This window comes from Desulfosporosinus acidiphilus SJ4, from assembly GCF_000255115.2.
GTDB classification, from domain to species: Bacteria; Bacillota; Desulfitobacteriia; order Desulfitobacteriales; family Desulfitobacteriaceae; genus Desulfosporosinus; species Desulfosporosinus acidiphilus.
This window is the reverse complement of record NC_018068.1, coordinates 3,300,324-3,320,005: the sequence shown is the minus strand read 5'-3', so window position 1 is coordinate 3,320,005 and position 19,682 is coordinate 3,300,324. Positions and strand designations below refer to the sequence as shown.

Annotated in this window: 21 protein-coding genes; 17 read left to right on the top strand and 4 right to left on the bottom strand. The window is 41.5% G+C overall.

Annotation, left to right across the window (positions count from 1 at the left end):
* Window positions 1-125: 125 nt before the first annotated feature.
* On the bottom strand, window positions 126-2,375 hold the full coding sequence (locus DESACI_RS15140) for a DEAD/DEAH box helicase (protein WP_014828075.1): 2,250 nt from the start codon (window positions 2,373-2,375) through the stop codon (window positions 126-128).
* A gap of 139 nt (window positions 2,376-2,514) precedes the next feature.
* On the opposite strand from DESACI_RS15140, the gene DESACI_RS15135 reads away from it, so the two are divergent.
* The gene (locus DESACI_RS15135; protein WP_014828074.1) at window positions 2,515-3,372 is read left to right on the top strand and encodes a hypothetical protein; all 858 of its coding nucleotides are present in this window, start codon (window positions 2,515-2,517) and stop codon (window positions 3,370-3,372) included.
* Here DESACI_RS15135 and DESACI_RS15130 read toward each other — a convergent pair.
* Window positions 3,369-4,043 carry a Crp/Fnr family transcriptional regulator gene (locus DESACI_RS15130; RefSeq protein WP_014828073.1) on the bottom strand — a complete coding sequence of 225 codons (675 nt, stop codon included), beginning with the start codon at window positions 4,041-4,043 and terminating at the stop codon, window positions 3,369-3,371. The genes DESACI_RS15135 and DESACI_RS15130 overlap by 4 nt on opposite strands.
* A 361-nt stretch (window positions 4,044-4,404) precedes the next feature.
* Window positions 4,405-5,379 carry a glycosyl hydrolase family 18 protein gene (locus tag DESACI_RS15125; protein WP_014828071.1) on the bottom strand — a complete coding sequence of 325 codons (975 nt, stop codon included), beginning with the start codon at window positions 5,377-5,379 and terminating at the stop codon, window positions 4,405-4,407.
* A gap of 101 nt (window positions 5,380-5,480) precedes the next feature.
* Between DESACI_RS15125 and DESACI_RS15120 the strand changes: the two genes are divergently transcribed.
* The 15 genes from DESACI_RS15120 to DESACI_RS15060 all read left to right on the top strand — a co-directional run bounded on the left by DESACI_RS15120 (window position 5,481) and on the right by DESACI_RS15060 (window position 17,836).
* On the top strand, window positions 5,481-5,972 hold the full coding sequence (locus DESACI_RS15120; protein WP_014828070.1) for an HD domain-containing protein: 492 nt from the start codon (window positions 5,481-5,483) through the stop codon (window positions 5,970-5,972).
* A 2-nt stretch (window positions 5,973-5,974) separates the two neighbouring features.
* Complete coding sequence (locus DESACI_RS15115; protein WP_014828069.1) at window positions 5,975-6,970, top strand: asparaginase; 996 nt, start codon at window positions 5,975-5,977, stop codon at window positions 6,968-6,970.
* Window positions 6,971-7,134: 164 nt separating this feature from the next.
* Window positions 7,135-7,401: a FeoA family protein gene (locus DESACI_RS15110; protein ID WP_014828068.1), complete on the top strand. Its 267-nt coding sequence runs from the start codon at window positions 7,135-7,137 to the stop codon at window positions 7,399-7,401.
* A gap of 70 nt (window positions 7,402-7,471) precedes the next feature.
* On the top strand, window positions 7,472-9,562 hold the full coding sequence (gene feoB / locus DESACI_RS15105) for a ferrous iron transport protein B (protein WP_014828067.1): 2,091 nt from the start codon (window positions 7,472-7,474) through the stop codon (window positions 9,560-9,562).
* 29 nt (window positions 9,563-9,591) lie between these two features.
* Window positions 9,592-9,879, top strand: coding sequence for a FeoC-like transcriptional regulator (locus DESACI_RS15100; protein ID WP_014828066.1), 288 nt, complete (start codon window positions 9,592-9,594; stop codon window positions 9,877-9,879).
* 83 nt (window positions 9,880-9,962) lie between these two features.
* Window positions 9,963-10,556, top strand: coding sequence for a fatty acid metabolism transcriptional regulator FadR (gene fadR / locus DESACI_RS15095; protein WP_014828065.1), 594 nt, complete (start codon window positions 9,963-9,965; stop codon window positions 10,554-10,556).
* Window positions 10,557-10,690: 134 nt separating this feature from the next.
* Window positions 10,691-11,416: a demethylmenaquinone methyltransferase gene (locus DESACI_RS15090; protein WP_014828064.1), complete on the top strand. Its 726-nt coding sequence runs from the start codon at window positions 10,691-10,693 to the stop codon at window positions 11,414-11,416.
* Window positions 11,417-11,827: 411 nt separating this feature from the next.
* Entirely contained in the window at window positions 11,828-12,259 is a 432-nt protein-coding gene (locus DESACI_RS15085) for a CBS domain-containing protein (protein ID WP_014828063.1), read from the top strand.
* 20 nt (window positions 12,260-12,279) lie between these two features.
* Window positions 12,280-12,405 carry a hypothetical protein gene (locus DESACI_RS25560; RefSeq protein ID WP_014828062.1) on the top strand — a complete coding sequence of 42 codons (126 nt, stop codon included), beginning with the start codon at window positions 12,280-12,282 and terminating at the stop codon, window positions 12,403-12,405.
* A 122-nt stretch (window positions 12,406-12,527) separates the two neighbouring features.
* The gene (locus DESACI_RS15080) at window positions 12,528-12,899 is read left to right on the top strand and encodes a thioesterase family protein (RefSeq protein ID WP_041276550.1); all 372 of its coding nucleotides are present in this window, start codon (window positions 12,528-12,530) and stop codon (window positions 12,897-12,899) included.
* Window positions 12,900-12,901: 2 nt separating this feature from the next.
* Window positions 12,902-13,516: a YigZ family protein gene (locus DESACI_RS15075; RefSeq protein ID WP_014828060.1), complete on the top strand. Its 615-nt coding sequence runs from the start codon at window positions 12,902-12,904 to the stop codon at window positions 13,514-13,516.
* Between the two features lie 147 nt (window positions 13,517-13,663).
* Entirely contained in the window at window positions 13,664-13,810 is a 147-nt protein-coding gene (locus DESACI_RS24835) for a hypothetical protein (protein ID WP_169314529.1), read from the top strand.
* 177 nt (window positions 13,811-13,987) lie between these two features.
* Window positions 13,988-15,907, top strand: coding sequence for a hypothetical protein (locus DESACI_RS23150; RefSeq protein WP_014828058.1), 1,920 nt, complete (start codon window positions 13,988-13,990; stop codon window positions 15,905-15,907).
* Between the two features lie 19 nt (window positions 15,908-15,926).
* Window positions 15,927-16,706, top strand: coding sequence for a PRC-barrel domain-containing protein (locus DESACI_RS15065; protein ID WP_014828057.1), 780 nt, complete (start codon window positions 15,927-15,929; stop codon window positions 16,704-16,706).
* A gap of 14 nt (window positions 16,707-16,720) precedes the next feature.
* Window positions 16,721-17,836, top strand: a complete 1,116-nt coding sequence (locus tag DESACI_RS15060; protein WP_014828056.1) for a VanW family protein — start codon at window positions 16,721-16,723, stop codon at window positions 17,834-17,836.
* Window positions 17,837-17,992: 156 nt separating this feature from the next.
* Here DESACI_RS15060 and DESACI_RS15055 read toward each other — a convergent pair whose 3' ends face one another.
* A complete protein-coding gene (locus tag DESACI_RS15055) occupies window positions 17,993-18,745 on the bottom strand; it encodes a TSUP family transporter (protein ID WP_014828055.1) in 753 nt (250 codons plus the stop codon).
* A 187-nt stretch (window positions 18,746-18,932) separates the two neighbouring features.
* On the opposite strand from DESACI_RS15055, the gene nth reads away from it, so the two are divergent.
* Entirely contained in the window at window positions 18,933-19,580 is a 648-nt protein-coding gene (gene nth / locus DESACI_RS15050; RefSeq protein WP_014828054.1) for an endonuclease III, read from the top strand.
* Window positions 19,581-19,682: the final 102 nt, after the last annotated feature.

The window sequence follows — 19,682 nt, the reverse complement described above, 5'->3', positions numbered from 1 at the left end:
TATAAGTGCAGCTAAGCTGTCGCTAAGCTTCTGGCGAAAGCGACAGCTTAGTTTTCTTTATTACCATCCAATCGTGAGATTCCTACTTATAGAAGTGTGAGTGGTCCCCCGTTCTCTGCTGCTGCTTACAGTTCCATAATTGCAGCTTCATCCCGATCGAGTTTATCCATGCATTCTTTGAAACGCGATCTTAAATTTGAGTCATTCACTGCATCACGCATTTGACGCAATAAATCGATGGTACGTCGAAAAACACTAATGATATCTCCTTCGTCGAGATTACACATCTTTTGAACTTCACTAAAGGACTGTCCCTGACTCCAAGCGTAAGTGATTCCTGAAACACGAGGGTCAAAGCGAACAGACTCTGGCCCGCATATACTCTGGATGTACGTAAGGATATCCTTAACCGGTGTTGAATCAAAGGCTGCAGAACGCTGGAAAATATCATTTTTTCGAGCTTCGAAATCAATGCTTGAAAGCAGAGCATTCATTTGATCATCGTCGAGCTGAGTCAAGACGTCTGAATAAATCAACTCCGTCACTAGCAGCTCCTGTACATAAATCCGGCTGGCGCATAGACCTCGTGGTAATAGTTCATCATCACGAAGATATCCAAGCTGGCGAAGATGATTTTTTTTATACTCATATTCCATTAGAAAGGCATTCTCATTAGGAAGGGCTTCAAGAGCATTTAAAAGTTCTTTCTGTTGTTGTTTTAATTTAAGGTAGGTTTTACTGTAATTTTCGCAGCGATCTCTTTGCTCTGAAGGACAGTTTTGCGGAGGGTGTAATAATATTTTTTCCCATGATCGAATCTTACGCGCCATTTCACGACCATAAGCACGGTTCTGCTTACGGGGCCCCAGAGCTCTGTAAGCTTTACGCAATCTTTCTAACTCTTTTTGTTTAGGACGGTGCTTTATAGGACACTTAAACGACTCAACATCTTCGCATAAATTCTTTTTGGATTCTGCCAGTTGTTTTTCAATGTCAGCCAACTCTAAATGAAATTGATCAGAGTTCGATCGGTAGCTGTAGGCGGCGAAACTCTTCTGAAAATAGGTTTCTATTTGCTCTTGATTAAGTGTGGCCGTTAGATTTAAAACGGAATTATAAGACAACCGAAATTGGCTGGTCAAAGGTTCAAGCTTGTTAAGCTGAAATTTGGGAGGGGGACTTTTTTCCATATAGGCTAAGTCTACTATGGCAAAAGAAAACCCTTTTTTATCAATACCTCTCCGTCCGGCCCGACCTGACATTTGAAAGAACTCATGGTTAGCCAAGGGACGGAAATTGCGGCCGTCATATTTATTGAGAGAATCAAAACAGACCGCTTTTACAGGATAATTAATGCCGACACTAAAGGTTTCAGTGCAATAAAGGACTTTAATAAGTCGTTCTAGGAATAGCTCTTCTACCACCATTTTTTGAGAGGGCAGCAACCCTGCATGATGATAGGCGATTCCCTTCGAACATAAGCGCTTTAATTGACGAGTTGATGAAGACCAATCATTTTCCGGACCAAAGTATTGAAGAAATTTTTCTTCGACCATTCGCCGCTCCGGAGATTTTAGATAGTTGGCAATAGCGGCTAGTTCCATAGCTTTAATGGCACACTGCTTGCGGCTAAAAACGAAAAAAAGAGCAGGCAGATGGTCGCGCTGTATTGTCCGGATAAGATCCAAGTGGGTTGTGGGACTGAAGGGATTCTCTTCATTTTTGTTTTGCTTGAGTTTTTGACGGTAAAATTTCCAAAGGTGATTGTAATCTACAAGTCCCGTATCCTTGGTAAAATAAAAATATTCTAACGGAACAATGCGTTTGGGTTCTTCGATTAAGGCAACTTCCTCATGACGGATGGATTCAATCCAGTCCACTAACTGCCGGGCATTGGCAATTGTAGCGCTAAGCCCAAGAATTTTCATCTTGGCAGGAGCAAGAATGATTGATTCTTCCCAGACCGTTCCTCGTTCCTCGTCGTTGAGCCAGTGAATTTCATCAAAGACAATGTGAGATACGAATTCAAGATTAGGGTCTTCCGTTATAACTTGATTGCGGAATACTTCCGTCGTCATAATGAGAAGAGGCGCTGTAGGATTTAAGACAACATCTCCTGTCATTATACCCACTGAATCTTCTCCGAACTGGTCCTTAAAATCACGATACTTTTGATTGCTTAAGGCTTTGATAGGAGCTGTGTAGATCACTTTAAGGTGTTCAGACATAGCTTTCTCGATTAAATAATCAGCAACTAATGTTTTGCCTGTTCCGGTGGGTGCGGCTACGATAACTGATTTCCCCGCATCAATGGCTGCTAAAGCTTTTTCTTGGAAGGGGTCTAAGGTATATTCATGAAAGGTAAGCTCAGACATGTAAGTCAGCTCGTTTCTGATGTCATTTTTTACTTATTTTAACAAAAGGGTCATTGGTGGTCAACTTTACGCAAGGTTTGGTCTTAATCGGTTCTTGAATCCATATGATGAAACAAGAGACAAGGCTAAGGAGGGATTGGTGGTGTCTTCGCTGAGATTAGAGATAGAGCAGTCCATGGGGCTAAAATTTCCGGAACGAAACGGAGCAGCAATTGTGAAGTTTGAGGAATCCATGGAAATACCCCGTGCGGCTGAAACAATGATGCGGGGGGTATACCGAGATCCTGAACGTGTTCGGCAGGGCTTTAAACGCTTGCATCAAGAAACAGGCTCGATGATCGAGCTATTAATGCCCAGGCGCTCGCGGTTAAGGGAATGGTCGGATTCTCTTCCGGAACGTCCAAAAGATGCTGAGGCTTTTTTAAAAGAAACCACGGATGAACTATTAACGAGAGAACAACGCTTAGTGCAAGCTGAACAAGATTTATTAGGCCAATTGCAAGAGAGCGGTTTAGAAGATGTCTTCCCAGTTTCACTATCGGCCTTTGGAGTTTGCACTTATCGAGATCCAAGTGTAAAGGTTTTCCTAAAGCCTTTAGGAAGGTTTGCTGAGATTTTTCAGATGAATCCTGACTCTTTGCGTCAAGCAGTTCGAGTACATTTTCTTTGTCTGCTCTTGATAATTGCCGGTGAAGATTTAGATGGGCAAGTTTTTATACGTGGCGTCGAAGAGGAGGTTATCCATTGGCTGACAATTATTTACACCATTCGATATTTGAAGCGGCAGGCAGCAGAACAGATTCATTGCTATCTCGAATGGGTTAAAGCATGGGGAGGGAAGATCCCTAATCAAAGCATGTTCAATGATCGGGTTAATGAGAAGACACGAGCCGCCATGATTTTTTGGAGGCGTCAACTAAACATGAGTTGGTCTGACTGCTGGCAGATAATAAATCAATTCGAATCCGTAAACATACAGGACCTAGAAATTAATTAAGGCCAATCGGCTAGTTCATGGGGTTTGATAATTTCTAAGCGGTCGTCGACCTGTCTAAGTATTCCGGTCTTCTTCCATCCGTTGATAGCCCGGTTGACACATTCCCGGCTTGTCCCAATCATATTGGCAAGATCACGATGCGTGATAGAAGCATCGATAAAAATGGGTTCTCCCGGAGAAGCCGCAGGCTGAGCCAGACGCAGAAAGAGCGCAGCCAATATTCCCGAGGTAGAGCGATTGGTTAAAATTCGGATAAACTCTTGAGCTAATCTTAGCCTGCGGTTTAAAGTACGAATAAGGGCTAAAGAGAGTGTGGGGCTGACCTCAAGGATTTGGGGCATAATCTCATTGTCTAGGACAAATAAAACAGTATCTTGAAGCACTTCAGCGGTTGCAGGATATGGGCCTGCCTCTAAGAGCAAAATTTCGGCAAAGCTATCGTAAGGGCCATACCAGTCGAGAATTTGTTCATCACCTTCAGGAGATCGTTTACTAAGTTTTACTTGTCCTGAATGCACAAAATAAACGCAGGTGCCGATTTCTCCTTCCACAAACAAAAGCTGTCCCTTCCGGTAATGACGTTCTAGGAGATGGGGAATGAGCGGGGACAGATCGTCTTCTGTTAACGATGAGAACAGAGAAAAACGCAGGAGTTCATTAGGTGTAAGCACAATAAGACCTCTTTTCCATCCTCAATGCAAATTTATTTAATCGGAGTTTAATGTTATACTAAGACCATAAAATAACACTAAAACTGACGAGAGCATACATTATTTACAGGAGGCAAGAGTATGCTCGGAATTGAACTCGTTCGTATTCGATCGGTCATTAATTCACCTTTCAGAGTTACTGTTGTATTCGTTGTTTTTTTTCTGATGGTCATTATCATCATAAATTCTGTTTAATTCGTAACCCAATTATGATTTGTTATCTCAATAATAAGGGGAAATAAATAAAGAAACAAGTAAAAAGAGCATCCTTTATGGGGATGTCTCTCTATTTCTCTTTATTTATTGAAGGAACAAGATTTAATTATTTTTTTAATTTACTGGTAACTCCTTGCCAAAACCGATTGGTCTCATATCCCAGGCGCCAAATAGCAATACCTCTTAAACGGTAACTTTTAACAAAACCAAGACGGATTTTGGTTGAAATCTCATTTTCAAACCAAACACTATGGCGGGAGCGGCTGAGCCAATAGTAGAAATATGGTTCAACAGCTGTATCGGACCAAAGGATACGGGCGTTGGCTTTAGCAGCTAAACCAGGAATGTCACGCATTGGCACTATTTGAGTGGCTTCGTTGGACCAGTCGTATCCATAAACAGGTATTCCTAATAATAGTTTGTCCTGAGGGAGATAACGTATTGCATAGTCGAGCGTCTGAGTCATCCATGGCAAACTGGCAATTGGGCCCGGAGATCCGCCGGAAAAGTGTTCGTCGTAGGTCATAAGAGTGATTGCATCACATAACCTTCCTATTTCTGTGAAGTCATAGCCCGGAGCTTCCCATTCTGAACGCTTTGCAGGGACGGCAATAGTTAAGAGTAAACCTCTGTCATGCAAAACAGCTCGAAGAGATTCAAGAAAAGCGATAAAAGGAATTCGGTACGGGGCTTCGACTCCCTCAAAATCCACATGTACACCGGCTGCGGAAGGCGGCAGTAAATTGATCATTTGTTGGATACAATTTTTTTGGGAAGAGGTTGAGGCAAGAACAGTCCGTATGGGTATTGGATCAAAAATTCTTCCATTAAAATTATGGAACAGAATGAGTGGTGCAATGTTTCGTGCCAGACCTTCTTGTAAAGCGAGATTATTAATCTGCCCTGTAAAAAAACCATTCGTCTGAAGCTGAAAAGCGAAGTCTGCGTATACATCGATGTGGGATCCTTGTTGGCGAATCGAATCTATTCCTCGCAAATCTCCGGGATAATCATCGGAAACATAGCCAAGGACCCACAGGCGGTTATCCATGAGATGTCGTACGGTTGGTGTCCAATTCAATTATATCCTCCTCCTTTATCGGTACTCTTAGGATAAGATATGAGAAATTTATAATTTAATTTTACTTTTTTAACTGTAAAATTAAGGAAGGGATAACGGCTATGAATACGGAATTCATTAAAAAATTACATGATATTTATCACCTCTTGGATCAAATGGAACTTAAAGAAATGGAACGGGATTATCCGATCCTTTGGGAAAAAGTTCATTTGACTAGCTGCGCTCAGATTGGTAGGCTATTAGCACAGAAGCGTCATGTGGATAGTGAACAAGCAGCCTTAGCTTGTGCATTACATGATTGTGGGCGCTGGGTCACCGGTCGCCAAGAAAACCATGCCCCTCAGGGAGAAGATTTTGCCCGTCACTTTTTAGCACAGCAAAGTATTTCTCCAATAAACCAAGAGCGGATAGTTCAAGCGATCATTAATCATTCGAAAAAAGAAGAAGTAGGTTCACCTCTTGAAGAACTGGTGAAAGACGCGGATATTCTAGATTGTTATTGGTATGGTGACGTTATCTCTAAAAAATATCATGTTGCTAGGCTTCAAAGTCTTCTTTCAGAGCTAAATATAACATCTTCAATGGAGGGATAGTCTTGGAAAAGGTTCTTCTTATCGCTACCGGCGGAACAATAGCTATGCGCAAAGATAAGGCAGGGAAAGCGGTACCTGCGGTGAGTGGGCATGAACTTCTGGAAAGTATTCCCGAACTTACAAGACACGCCAAGTGGGATGTATGCGATTTCAGTAATGTAGCAAGTTGTAATATGGACTTAAATCAAATGAAGAGGTTAGCCTCTGTCATTGAAGAATGGTTATCTAAGGATTCTTCCTTAAGAGGAATTGTTGTGACTCATGGAACAGATACCCTTGAAGAAACGGCCTATTTTTTAGATATAACGATTAAGGACCCTAGGCCGATAATATTAACGGCTTCCCAGAGAGACGCTTCGGAAGCAGACTCCGACGGGCCGCGCAATTTAACAAACGCTATGCGGATTGCCCTTGATCCTCGTGCTGTAGGTCGTGGAGTTGTGATCGCACTTAATGAACAAATTCACGCAGCCAGAGATGTCAGGAAACTGCACACAAATCACGTTGATGCCTTTAATTCCGGGGAGAAAGGTGATTTAGGGACCATTGATACAGGAGAGGTCATTTGGCACCGTATGCCGGAAAAAACGATCAAACTCGGCGTCCCCCAGAATTTGGCTGATGTTGCTATTTGCAAGGTCTATACGGGTATGCCCAATAATATTCTACGCTCAATAACGCAAGAGAAAACAGGTGCTTTGGTTATTGAAGCTTTCGGTCGAGGTAATTTACCGCCTCATCTCGTTCCGGAAATCGCAGAGATAGTTGAGAGAGGTATTCCAGTGGTGATAACGTCACGCTGTTTATTCGGACGAACTTCTCCCGTCTATGGATATCCTGGCGGTGGAGCTGATCTCGAACGTATTGGTGCCTGGTTTGCTTCCGATTTATCGACTGAAAAGGTTCGCTTATTTCTAAGTATTGCCTTGGGACAGAGAGTGAGCAAAAAAATTATAAAGGAAATGTTACTTACTGGGGCTGTAAGTTTTGCTGATTAGCGACGTAGTCAGAATTCAGCGAATTCAGGATTATGACGCTGCAGGGAATTAATCATATTGACAAGGTCAAGAAAGAATAGTATGCTATAAACAAATGAGATAGATTCTCAATTAAGTTGCCTATTTTATTGAGAATGAGTATCAATTGCGGAGGAGGGATCAACATGGAACGCTGTCTTGGAGAGTTAAAACCTGGAGAACGGGCTTGTGTCGAGCGCATTAACGGCGGAGGAGCATTGCGCCGCCGGATGATGGATATGGGAATTGTACCGGGAGTCGAACTGGAGGTTGTCCGTTGCGCTCCTATGGGAGGTCCGCTTCAAATTCGCCTAAAAGGTTATTATCTTGCCATGCGTCGCGGAGAATGTGCCAAAATAGTTGTCTCAGAGAAGCAACAAGACTTTAATCGACATTCCTTGGCCAGCCGCTGATGGATAACGATAAATCAATTTGCCGCTTTGACATAGTTAACAATGCTTTGAGAAGGAGGGCGGCTGTGCCATGAAAATTGCTCTAGTAGGCAATCCTAACGTTGGGAAGAGTACGGTTTTTAATGCTCTAACAGGGTCAAATCAACAGGTAGGAAATTGGGCGGGTAAAACGGTTGAACGTAAAACGGGATATATACGCCGGGATAATCTTGACATCGAATTAATTGACCTGCCGGGGACATATAGTTTGACGGCTTATACTCAGGAAGAGATTGTAACTCGTGAATATATTCTCCGTGAAAAACCAGATGTCGTAATGGCTATGGTAGATGCTTCTAATATCGAAAGGAATCTTTATTTGGTTCTTCAGATTCTTGAGCTAGCTCCACGCGTAGTCATTGGACTCAATATGATGGACTTAGCAAAATCCTCGGGCATAATCTTACATACCACTGAGCTGGCAAGAGCCTTCAATGTCCCAGTGGTTGAGATTGTGGCAGCCAAGGGGATCGGAATTGAGCAGTTCTTAGCAGAAGCTATTAACGTTGGACTCATGAAGGAGGACCCTGTAATTCGTGAAGTGCCCTATCCGGCTGAGCTCGAAGAGAAAATTCAAGCGATGGAGACTCTTTTAAAAGATACGGTCTGGGCTTCTAAGTATCCATTACGGTGGTTAGCCCTTAAACGTTTAGAGAGAGATCAGGAGATAGGACAAGAATGGACGGCAATCTCTTCTTCAGATTCTTCAAAGAGTAGGCAGCGCGATTCTTGCTGTGATTCGGGCGATGCTTTAAAATACAGGCTTATGAACGCGGCAGAGCTTCCGGGAGATGATTTGCTGCGTACCTTTGAGGAAGAAGGATGGACTAAAGACCATTTCGAAATGGCTTTTGCTGATGCGAAGTATAACTATATATCTCAGATCTTACCCAAGTTTTTAACTCAAGAGGCTCTTAAGAAACCTTCCCGTACTGATTCCTTGGATCGTTGGATTTTATCCCCTTTATGGGGATATCCCATCATGATCCTGGTTCTTGCCCTTGTATTTTGGGCTTCCTTTATCGCCAGTGCCCCTTTAGGAAATGCTGTTTCTCAAGGAATGGCATGGGCTGCTGATCGTTTAGTCGACTTATTGCAATGGGTACACGCACCTGTTTTTCTATTGAGCCTGATCAGGGATGGGATTTTTGCCGGAGTTGGGGCTGTTCTGGCTTTTGTTCCGCAAATTGCTATTTTCTTTGCTTTTTTCTCCTTTCTGCAAGACAGCGGATATTTGGCCAGGGCTGCTTTCTTAGGTGATCGCTTGATGCAATTGATGGGTTTGCATGGCAAATCATTTTTTTCCTTGGTATCCAGTTTCGGATGTAATGTTCCGGGAATTATGGCCACACGAACCCTTGAAGATCCCAAGGATCGATTGATTACAATGCTGCTGAATCCCTTAATTCCCTGCGTACCGAGGTTAGGAGTTATGAGTGCTGTCGTCGCGGCATTCTTTCCTGGAACTCGCGGAGCTATGGTTATGTTAAGTCTTATGCTTATTAGTTTACTTCTTGTCATGATCTCTGCTTTATTTATGCGGAGAGTTGTCAATCAGAAAGAACGCTCAGCCTTTGTTATGGAATTGCCTTTGTATCATCTTCCCACCCTGCGTAATGTTTTATTGCCAACTTGGCATAAAACTTACACGTTTCTGAAGAGAGCTTGGACATTTATATTAGGTGCTTCTATTGTGGTCTGGGTGCTGAGTTCTTTCCCCCAAGGAGTTCCCATGAACTTAACTTGGGCCGGTAAGATGGGAGGATGGTTGGAATTCATCGGAAAACCCCTTGGTTTTGACTGGAAGATTATGGTTGCTATAGTTTTTGGCTTTACGGCTAAAGAAACTACGTTATCGACTTTGGGGATTTTATATGGTGTTGCAGCCGATGCCTCACAATCAATTGCCCAGGCGATGACCGGAGCCATGTCTCCTTTGCGAGCCTATACGTTTTTAGTAGTGTATATGCTCTACATTCCCTGTTTAGCCTCGGTCGTGACGACGTATAAAGAGTCCGGCAGTCTGCGTTGGACTGGTTTTGGGATCGCTTATAACTTAATCTTAAGTTTTATCGTGGGGTGGATTATCTTTCACGGAGGTCTAGCCTTGGGCTTTCGCTAATTGAATTTAACTCCTGGAGGTGGTCTCGAATGCTTACTAGTATTTTAAACATCTTGGCTCGCAAAGAATCATTATCATTGACTCAACTTGCTCAAGAATTAAATTCTTCGCAAAGGGAAATAGATAGCGCTTTGGAACAAATGGAACACATGGGTTACGTTCGCAGAGAGAACTATGGACAGGCTTGCAGTGTTAATTGCGGTTCAAGCGAATGCAGCAGCCATTGTCAAGGTTGTGGATTCGCCTCCTCAGAAACCTATTCTTTTTGGGTGCTTACCGACCGGGGGAAATCGTTAGCGGGTACCAAGTTGTCTTGAAGTATTTATGAAAATCAAAAAATATGATATCATCTAACTATTGCTTAGATGGAGTTATCTGTGATTGAAGGGAGTCCTTCCTAATGAGTAGACCCCGTGAGGAAAAATATCAAGCGATTCTTGACGCGGCAACGGAGGCATTTGCCGAATATGGTTTCTTTAACAGTCAAATATCTAAAATTGCTAAATTAGCCGGTGTTGCCGATGGAACGATTTATCTTTATTTTAAAAATAAAGAAGATATTCTTATCAGCTTATTTACGGAGCGCATGGGACAATTCATTAATGAGATCCGTCATGAAATAGAGGAGTGCCAGTCTGCCAAGGAGCGACTATTACGTATCATAAAAACACATTTGAGATATATGCAGGAAAACAGATCCTTAGCGATGTTTACTCAGATTGAGTTGAGGCAATCTAATCCAACCATCAGAGAAGCTATTTCCGGTCCCCTTCGGGAATATTTTCATATAATTGAACTGGTTTTGACTGAAGGCGTTAATAAGGGTGAGCTGTTGTTGTACGACGTGAAAGTCGGACGACAAATGTTTTTTGGCACATTGGATGCCATGGTTAGTGATTGGGTTATTTCCAAAAAGCCAAGGTCCTTAGAGGGGATGGAAGAGGTTGTTTTCGATCTCATGTGTGGTGCTTTCAAGATCGGAGAAATTAATTAAGGTCAACAAGCTCGGCACAAGCCGAGTTTTTCTTTACACTTATTCAGCCTAGACAACAAACGCCCAATCGCGTATTATTTATACGAATGTCCAATACTATAGTGAGACATGATCGTAAGAATGGGAGAAAGCTTATGGATTTTTCAGGAAAAGATAAAGCAACTTATGTTCAAGAAACGTTCAATGCAATTGCGGGTCATTATGATTTAATGAATAGCTTAATGAGCTTGGGAATGGACAAACGCTGGCGAAGACTAGCCGTTCAGCAGGTCGGTGCTAAACCCGGCATGAGTATTCTGGACGTTTGCTGCGGGACAGGACAGTTTTCCATGGAATTAGGCAAGACAGTAGGCAGTAAAGGCAAAGTCACCGGTTTAGACTTCTCGCAAAAAATGCTCGATGTTGCCCGGCAGACACTTGCTGAAACTCCGGATATGCATTGGATTGAATTTATGCAAGGAGATGCTATGGAACTTCCTTTTCCGGATAATTCTTTTGATGGAGTCACTGTAGGATGGGGGTTGCGAAATTTACCGGATTTAAGAAAAGGTATTAGAGAGATGGCACGTGTTGTTAAGCCGGGAGGCAAGGTAGTTTCCTTAGACATGGCTAAGCCGTCATTTCCTGGTTTCAAACAAGTTTATTGGTTATATTTCGAAAAATTAATTCCCTTGATGGGGCAAATTTGGGCTAAAAAGGCCAGTGCTTATCAATATCTACATGACTCTGCGCTGGAATTCCCGGCACAGCAGGAACTCGTTAAAATTTTTGCAGAGTGTGGTTTGGAAAATACGAAGTATATTAATTTGGCAGGCGGTGTTGTTGCGATTATCGTCGGCACAAAGCCAAAGTTTTATTAGTTTACTTAGCATCACATGCCATTTGCAACACTTCATTAAAAGTTACTAAGTTCGGCAGGGTGAGGTATTTGAATAGGATAGAAAGTTGGGAGTGTCGTAAAACTACTTTATCTGGAGGTAGCAAATGATACTCCCTTATTTATCCTATTAGTATAGATAACATCTATTAGTATAGATAACATCTATTAGTATAGATAACATCTATTAGTATAGATAACATCTATTAGTATAGATAACATCCGGTTGTTACCGTTATACCTCCATTCCCGAAAGCTGCACCACCGAATAATGAAAATTTATTACGTAACTAAGTAACTGCTGCTTAAAATAATATTAACAGCTTGGCATGGATTTATTAATAATGTACATACTAATCCTGTTTAGATAATTATTATTTAGGAGGGTAAAACAATGAAAGTCAGTGACGTAATGACAAGCACTGTTGATTGGGCAGGATCCAAAACCTCGGTTGCAGATGCTGCACGTTTGATGAAGAAGGATGATGTTGGATCCATTCCAATTTGTGATAACGGTAAAGTAGTTGGCATGATTACAGATCGAGATATTGTTTTAAACGTCGTAGCTGCCGGTAAGGATTATAATACTACTTTAGTACAAGAAATTATGAGTAAAAATATTGTTAGTGTTTCCTCAAATCAAGATGTTCATGAAGCGGCCGATTTAATGTCGCAATATCAAATCAGAAGGCTTCCTGTCGTAGACCAAGGAAAATTAGTTGGCATTCTGGCTATCGGAGATTTGGCGATTGAAAGAATCCATGTTAATGAAGCAGGAGATGCTCTGAGCGATATTTCTCGAGGAGCCCATCAGAATATGAACTAATCAGAAAGGATGAAACGTAAATGGCCGATTTGCGTGAACGGATGGATTTAGGCACTTGGGGAGCGTTTCGGACAGGCTGGTGGGTTTTGCACATTGTTGGTATTGTAGTAGTGGGTTACATTGGTTATTGGCTGGCTAAAATGTAATTCTTGAAAATACTTTTGTTTAAAAGTAGTGTTGTGATAATTTCACACACTACTTTATTTTATGATAGAATATACGTAAATTTTTAATAAAAGGATGTAGTATAGTGGCGATTAGTATTGGGATGCGGGGTTATGCTGAGACAAATGTAACGTTCTCAAATACGGCTAAATCTATGGGAAGCGGAAATTTAGAAGTATTTGCCACACCTGCCATGGTGGCACTCATGGAACAAGCCGCTGTAAACGCTTTGGAATTACCTGAGGGACAATCGAGTGTAGGAACTTCTTTGACAATCAATCATATTGCTGCCACTACTATAGGCGTTAAAATAACAGCAACTGCTGAGTTGATTGAAATTGACCGGAGGAGATTAGTGTTTACAGTGGAAGCCAGCGATGAAGCGGGACAGATCGGAGCCGGCAAGCACGAACGCTTTATTATTGATATAGAACCTTTTTTAAACAAAGCTCAGAAAAGGAACCGGGAGATTTAATTATGGAAGGGTTTTATACACTCTCCCAAAAAACAATTGCCGAGCAAACTATAGATAAATCACGTTTTATAGGAATTGGAATGCCTGTAAACTGTCTTGAACAAATCAATCAGGCAATGCAGCGAATCCGTCAGGATTATCCGAATGCGCGGCATTATGTTTATGCCTACCGTCTGCATGATGGCCATTTGGAAAAAGCTTCTGACGATGGAGAACCCCAAGGAACAGGAGGGCGACCGGTCCTTGATATTCTCAAACATCAAAATATATGGAACATCTTACTGGTTGTTGTTAGGTATTTTGGAGGAGTTCTTCTCGGTACTGGTGGTTTAACAAGAGCTTACGGCGGTACCGCAAAGAAGGTTTTTGAGGAAATACAGTTAGTTCAATTGACTCTTTTTCATCAATATCGATTACGCGTTTCATATGATTTATATGCTTCCTTGAAATATCAATTGGAGCAAAAGGATTACCATATCAAAGGTGAAGAATTTAGTGAAGCTGTTGATATGATAATCTCTGTTCCGGAAGAACAAAGAGAATTATTCTTAACGTGGCTGGGGAATTTCTCCAACAGTCAAATTTCGCCTGAAGATAATGGACTTATTTGGGAATAGAGTCATTTTTGAAAATAAAAATAATTTAAAAGAGTTAAACTTTGGGAAAGTGAATACAATCACTTTCCTTTTTTATATATATATGCTATCATTATAGCAAGATAAGGAACGGCTATAATGATATTAAATACATTAGGGAGTGTGCATATGTTAACTTGGATTGGAACAGTGATGATTGGCTTTTTTCTTTTAAGTTGTGCTTCAGTAATTGTTACTTCTGGTTTTCAAATTTTAAAATCACTTCTAAAAGTTCCTAAAGATCGTGGTTTTGTGTCAAGGGCTCAAGAGGCTTAAGACAGGTGCTTTTTTCAATTTTAAACAAAATATAGCAGAATGAATGAATTCAAAACTCCGCATCATTAAAATAGCGGGGTTTTTCTTTTCTTATACTATCAGAAAGTATAACCTTTGGCTAAATACTGCAAGAAGAGTTTATACGTGCGAAGACAGTGTCTTCGTCCTCTGGCATAAGTGCAACTAACCTGCCGCTTCGCCGGAGGCTTAGCGCCAGCTAAGTTTTCTTTATATACGAATGCAACAAATGTAATTCGAATCAGAATTCACTGTATTTTTCGCAGCGCAGAATGCTTGCAAACTGTGGAAATAGAAGAAGGAGAAAGTAATTTTCTGTCGAATCTAAATAAAGATTGTACAGAAGAAGGGGGGACCCGTACTCTGGCATATGAAGTGATTGTTTTTTTGGGAAGTATTCCGTTTGTTGCGTTCATAACTGTGAGAGCAAAATCTTGGGGATTGACTAAACGAAGTGCTGTTTTTATTGCTTTCTTATTGTGTGGAGATGTGATGGCTTTTCCCAGTGCTCTCCAGTCAGGGTATATTAGTTTGTGGCTTATTTTAACTATAGTCCTGATATTCGCAGGTTCTTTTTGGCCAAGCATCGTTGTGAAAATTGTCAAAAAACAAAAAACAGATTCCCAAAGAGACAGCTATGCTGAAACGAGGAATAACGACAAAAGAAATGAACAAATTAACCTCAATGATGAAGGTTACTCTAGTAGTCATCAAAATTTCGGCATAGCAGAATCCATTGCGGAGAAAGACCATTCGAATCAAGCGGAACTAATATCCGGCGAGCTCTATGACTTTGAGGATTCCGAGTGCATAGAAAACTCTCGTTTAGACAGGAATGAAGTATTGAACGAAGCAGCAGCAGTAGAAGCATATCATGCCGAAGACTTACAGAAAGAGGAACTCGGTGAAAACAAAGCGGATGAAGAATTCGAGGGGACAAAAGTCACCGAAGAGGCAACTGAGGTAATTGAAGTCGATGAAGAGGCAACTGAGGAACCGGAAGTCACCAAAGAGGAGACCGAGGTAATGGAAGTCGCCGAAGAGGAAACCGAGGTAATGGAAGTCGCCGAAGAGGAAACCGAGGTAATGGAAGTCGCCGAAGAGGAAACCGAGGTAATGGAAGTCGCCGAAGAGGTAACTGAGGAAATTGAAGTCGCCGAAGAGGAAACCGAGGTAACTGAAGTCGCCGAAGAGGAAACCGAGGTAACTGAAGTCGCCGAAGAGGAAACCGAGGTAACTGAAGTCGCCGAAGAGGAAACTGAGGAACCGGAAATCACCGAAGAGGAAACCGAGGTAATGGAAGTCGCCGAAGAGGAAACCGAGGTAACTGAAGTCGCCGAAGAGGTAACTGAGGAAATTGAAGTCGCCGAAGAGGAAACCGAGGTAACTGAAGTCGCCGAAGAGGAAACCGAGGTAACTGAAGTCGCCGAAGAGGAAACCGAGGTAACTGAAGTCGCCGAAGAGGTAACTGAGGAAATTGAAGTCGCCGAAGAGACAACTGAGGAACCGGAAGTCACCGAAGAGGTAACTGGGGAAATTGAAGTCACCGAAGAAGCAACTGAGGAACCGGAAGTCACCGAAGAGGAAACCGAGGTAACTGAAGTCGCCGAAGAGGTAACTGAGGAAATTGAAGTCACCGAAGAGGCAACTGAGGAACCGGAAGTCACCGAAGAAGAAATCGAGGAACCCGAAGTCGCCGAGGAATACCCTGAGGAAATTGTTGCGTCGGAAGCGTTACCTGAGGAATCTGTATTGGTTGAAGTTCATACGAATGAGCGGCTAGACTCCTTATCCTTAGAAGAACTTATTGATTTGGGCTTTAATGAGAAATTTGCTGGGAATTTTACTCAGGCAGCAGTTTATTTTATGCATGCTTTAACTCTGGAACCTAAGCCTGATGTAGCTTTTTACTTAATTTTGGATTGTTATTGGCTCTGGAAGAATATTGGAAAATCTGACTATGCAGTTTTTAGAATTATGAAATATGCCCGAAAGTATAGTTCACAATTCAGTTTGGATTTACAATACCAATTTGAGATCTGGTTAAAAAAAGAAGGTCTCGATAAATATTTATATTAATAGGGGGCTGGTTTGCAAAATGAAACCTACAAAAGAAATTATGGGATTAAGGATTATTAGTATCTCGGATGGTACTCAAACGGGTGTGGTCAAGGATTTTGTTCTTAATCCGCAAGAGAAAACCTTAGACTTTGTTATTGTTGATCAGCCTACAGATTATTTTGGCGCCAAGATTATTGCCTTTAAAGATATTTTAGGTGTTGGTGAATTCGCTATGACGATACCAAACCCTAATGTTATTCAAGATGTTGCTCAAAATGTAGATGCTCAAAAGTTATTAAATTTGGATACCCGAGTGATTGGAACAAAAGTGCTGACTAAAAAAGGGCAATTGATTGGAGAAGTTACCGAGATACTTATCGATGAAGAGACAGGCCGCATTGCTGCTTGTATTTTTAAAACTAATAACCAAGAGCATGAAATTGGAGCCGAAAAGGTTATTACCTTAGGTAAGGAATTGCTTATTGTAGAGGGGTTTAACGAAGAACCTATTCAAGGGAAACCGCAAATTGGAAATGTTGAATCGGTTTCCAATAGCGCTGTAACAGAAGCCAAGGAACAGGCCGCTCCTGCTCCTGCCCCAGTTCCTGCTCCTGGTGAGGTCGAAGCCGATAAGGGATTTAACCTGTTTGAACAGCGTCAACTGCAGTATTTTATTGGCAAAATAGTAGAAAAAGACATTGTTTTGGACAATGGGAATGTTTTGCGGGCAGGAGAACGGATTACTCCTGAAATGATATCGTTTATTACTTCGCGCAGTACATTGATGGAAATCACATCGCACTTACAGAAAAATTAAGGAACTGAAAAGTAATGAAAAAGGCTGGATTCATTCTGACCGCGTTAGTTGTTCAGTTTTGTGTAACTTTAAGTCTGGGGAGCGTAGTAGCTTATGCTAGTACACATAACCGCGCACCATCAGGTTTAATCATTTGGGGTCGGAACTTTTCTGGATTGAATCAAGCTGAGGTAGCTTCTGAATTAAAAGCGGAGATTCCCAAGACTGTAGTTTACCAAGGAAAAATATTTCCCTTAAGATTGGAACGCTCCTACATTAAAATTGACAACTGGCTGAACCAAGTTTTTCCGCCCACATCTGGAGTTTGGTACTGGGATGTCTTTCAAAGTTTAATTCATAAACCGGTTTTGAATCCGGTCTTAGAATTGGACCGGGAAGATATTGTTTCTCAACTGAAGACTATTAGTACCCAGATTAATGAACCGATGCTTCCGGCAACAATTTCTTATGAAAATCATCATTTTATAAAGATAGCAGGTAAAAAAGGACAAACGCTGGACATTGACGCAACATGGCGTAAAATTGCCGCTAACCATACAGACAAACAAGTTGAAGCGGTAGTAAAAGATGTTCCAATTCAACCTGCTACGGATCAACTCAATGAAGTCGGGGATGTCTTAGGAGATTATACTACTTATTTTAATCCCGAAGATATTTCAAGAACCAAAAATGTAAGATTAGCCGCTAATGCCATTAATAATCACTTGATTGCCCCAGGTGAGGTTTTTTCTTACAATAAGGTGGTTGGGGAACGCACTGAGGCGGCTGGGTACCTTCCCGCTTATATTTTCGTAGATAGCAAAGAGGTCAAAGGAGATGGGGGGGGCGTTTGCCAAGACTCCAGCACCTTGTTTCAAGCTGTTCGTCAAGCAAACTTAAAAGTGGAAGAAAGACATGTTCACTCGTTGCCCGTATCTTACGTTTCAAAAGGTCAAGATGCCACTGTTGCTTATGGTCTGCTTGACTTTCGCTTTCAAAATAATACAAAGGGTTATCTTCTTGTCAGTGCTCTAACAGGCGAAAATTGGTTAAGAATTAGACTGTTTGGAGTTTCAGATGCTAATCATCCTGTTCAACAACCGGATGGTTATCCAGTTCGACCCGATGTATTCAGCGATGATTTCAAGTAGTTATCACTTTAATCATCAGTGGTACCGCTTTTGCGGCATGGGACCTGCCCCTATAAGAAGAGCTCCCTAGTCGGAGGTAACGAAAGCCTTTGACTAGGGAGCACTCTATTTTCCTATAATTCAATAATATAAATTGGAATAAGTAAATAATAAATTTTAAATATATTGGTAAATTAACTTAAATGCTACTAAAAGAGACATTGTAATAAAGATAGGTTTTACAAGAGCGGCGCCCCGACGAATGGCAAGTTTTGTTCCCAGAAATGAGCCTAAAATCATAGCCAGAGCCATTGGGATCCCGTATAAGAAGAGGATTTTACCGTTCCAAGCAAATAGTATCAGTGAGGCAAAATTACTGACGAAATTTAAGACCTTTGAATTTGCCGATGCTGAAACGAAATCAAAGCCGAAAAGTGCGATAAAGGAGAAAATTAAGAAAGAGCCTGTTCCTGGGCCAAAGAAACCGTCGTAGAAACCTAAAGCCAAGGCAAAGCAACAGCCTGCCCTAAGTTTTGAGGGAACTAATTGTTCAAAGCGGTTTTCCATACCTAAGTTCTTGTGGAGTATCGTATAAATTCCGACAATTAGGATTAAGATTAAGACAACTTTGTTCAGAAATTGAGAACTGACGCTGAGGACTGCCCATACTCCAAGCAACGCTCCAATAAACGTAAAGGGGATTTGCCATTTTACTAATGGAAAATGCACTTTACCTGAACGAGCGAAGGTGATGGAACTGTTTAGGGAAGCCATGGACGCAGCGAACTTATTCGTTCCTAGAGCTAGTTGAGGGGGTACACCAATGAGTAATAAAGCCGGTAGGCTTATGAGTCCGCCGCCTCCTGCAATTGCATCAACTGCCGCTGCCAAGAAACCTAAAATGATGACAATAAGAAGATTAAGCCACATATTGTTACCTCACTTATACCAATTTGCAAAGACCTTTTTAAGTATACCCCTAGAGAGTGAGTTCGTCATTATTTTTTCCATTAGTTTAGGGTAATCTATTTGATTTTTACTTAATCCCATATTATATAATGTCAAAGGGCAGAAAATGTATTATTTAAGAATTACACGTCATTAGGGGGAGGTAATAATGAACAGAAAATTGGACGCTTCCCAACTGGAATATATTTATACGGCTCTGCAAAATAAATTCCCTGATGCCCACTGCGAGCTGAACTTCCGTACTCCTTTTGAACTTCTAATTGCCACGATTTTGTCTGCTCAATGTACTGATGAGAGAGTGAATCAAGTTACAGCATCATTATTCGAGGCAGCTAACACTCCAGAGGATATTCTTGCTTTAGGATTAAGTAGTCTCGAAGGCAAAATTCGTTCTTTAGGCTTGTTTCACAATAAAGCTAAAAGTATTCTTGCAACGTCTCAAATACTCGTCGAAAAATACTCTGGGATTGTACCTGAATCTATCGATTTATTGAGAAAACTGCCGGGAGTAGGACGGAAAACGGCTAATGTGGTTGTCAGCAATGCTTACGGAATTCCCGCTATAGCAGTAGATACTCATGTTTTTCGTGTTGCACATCGGATAGGTCTGGCAGAAGGTTCTACAGCAGAGAAGGTGGAAAAAGAATTGATGGAGCAATTTCCACGCGAACAATGGTCGGATCTTCATCATTTATTAATTTTTTTGGGCAGACGAATATGTACGGCCAGAAAGCCAAATTGTCCGGCATGTCCAGTTGCTTCCGTTTGTAAGATGGCTAAGGGTCACGAACTTTAATTCAACAAATTTCGCGTCTCTTCTTTTTAAAGTCCTTTCGTGTTAAAATGCAAAGAAGATAATCGAATACGGGCTAGGGCATCTTACTTAGGTATTCGTGGA

What these genes read in the sequence shown, in the direction of transcription:
- DESACI_RS15140 (WP_014828075.1), bottom strand. Translation starts at nt 2,375, where the DNA reads ATGTCTGAGCTTACCTTTCATGAATATACCTTAGACCCCTTCCAAGAA.
- DESACI_RS15120 (WP_014828070.1), top strand. Translation starts at nt 5,481, where the DNA reads ATGAATACGGAATTCATTAAAAAATTACATGATATTTATCACCTCTTG.
- DESACI_RS15110 (WP_014828068.1), top strand. Translation starts at nt 7,135, where the DNA reads ATGGAACGCTGTCTTGGAGAGTTAAAACCTGGAGAACGGGCTTGTGTC.
- feoB (WP_014828067.1), top strand. Translation starts at nt 7,472, where the DNA reads ATGAAAATTGCTCTAGTAGGCAATCCTAACGTTGGGAAGAGTACGGTT.
- DESACI_RS15100 (WP_014828066.1), top strand. Translation starts at nt 9,592, where the DNA reads ATGCTTACTAGTATTTTAAACATCTTGGCTCGCAAAGAATCATTATCA.
- fadR (WP_014828065.1), top strand. Translation starts at nt 9,963, where the DNA reads ATGAGTAGACCCCGTGAGGAAAAATATCAAGCGATTCTTGACGCGGCA.
- DESACI_RS15090 (WP_014828064.1), top strand. Translation starts at nt 10,691, where the DNA reads ATGGATTTTTCAGGAAAAGATAAAGCAACTTATGTTCAAGAAACGTTC.
- DESACI_RS15085 (WP_014828063.1), top strand. Translation starts at nt 11,828, where the DNA reads ATGAAAGTCAGTGACGTAATGACAAGCACTGTTGATTGGGCAGGATCC.
- DESACI_RS25560 (WP_014828062.1), top strand. Translation starts at nt 12,280, where the DNA reads ATGGCCGATTTGCGTGAACGGATGGATTTAGGCACTTGGGGAGCGTTT.
- DESACI_RS15080 (WP_041276550.1), top strand. Translation starts at nt 12,528, where the DNA reads ATGCGGGGTTATGCTGAGACAAATGTAACGTTCTCAAATACGGCTAAA.
- DESACI_RS15075 (WP_014828060.1), top strand. Translation starts at nt 12,902, where the DNA reads ATGGAAGGGTTTTATACACTCTCCCAAAAAACAATTGCCGAGCAAACT.
- DESACI_RS24835 (WP_169314529.1), top strand. Translation starts at nt 13,664, where the DNA reads ATGTTAACTTGGATTGGAACAGTGATGATTGGCTTTTTTCTTTTAAGT.
- DESACI_RS15065 (WP_014828057.1), top strand. Translation starts at nt 15,927, where the DNA reads ATGAAACCTACAAAAGAAATTATGGGATTAAGGATTATTAGTATCTCG.
- DESACI_RS15060 (WP_014828056.1), top strand. Translation starts at nt 16,721, where the DNA reads ATGAAAAAGGCTGGATTCATTCTGACCGCGTTAGTTGTTCAGTTTTGT.
- DESACI_RS15055 (WP_014828055.1), bottom strand. Translation starts at nt 18,745, where the DNA reads ATGTGGCTTAATCTTCTTATTGTCATCATTTTAGGTTTCTTGGCAGCG.
- nth (WP_014828054.1), top strand. Translation starts at nt 18,933, where the DNA reads ATGAACAGAAAATTGGACGCTTCCCAACTGGAATATATTTATACGGCT.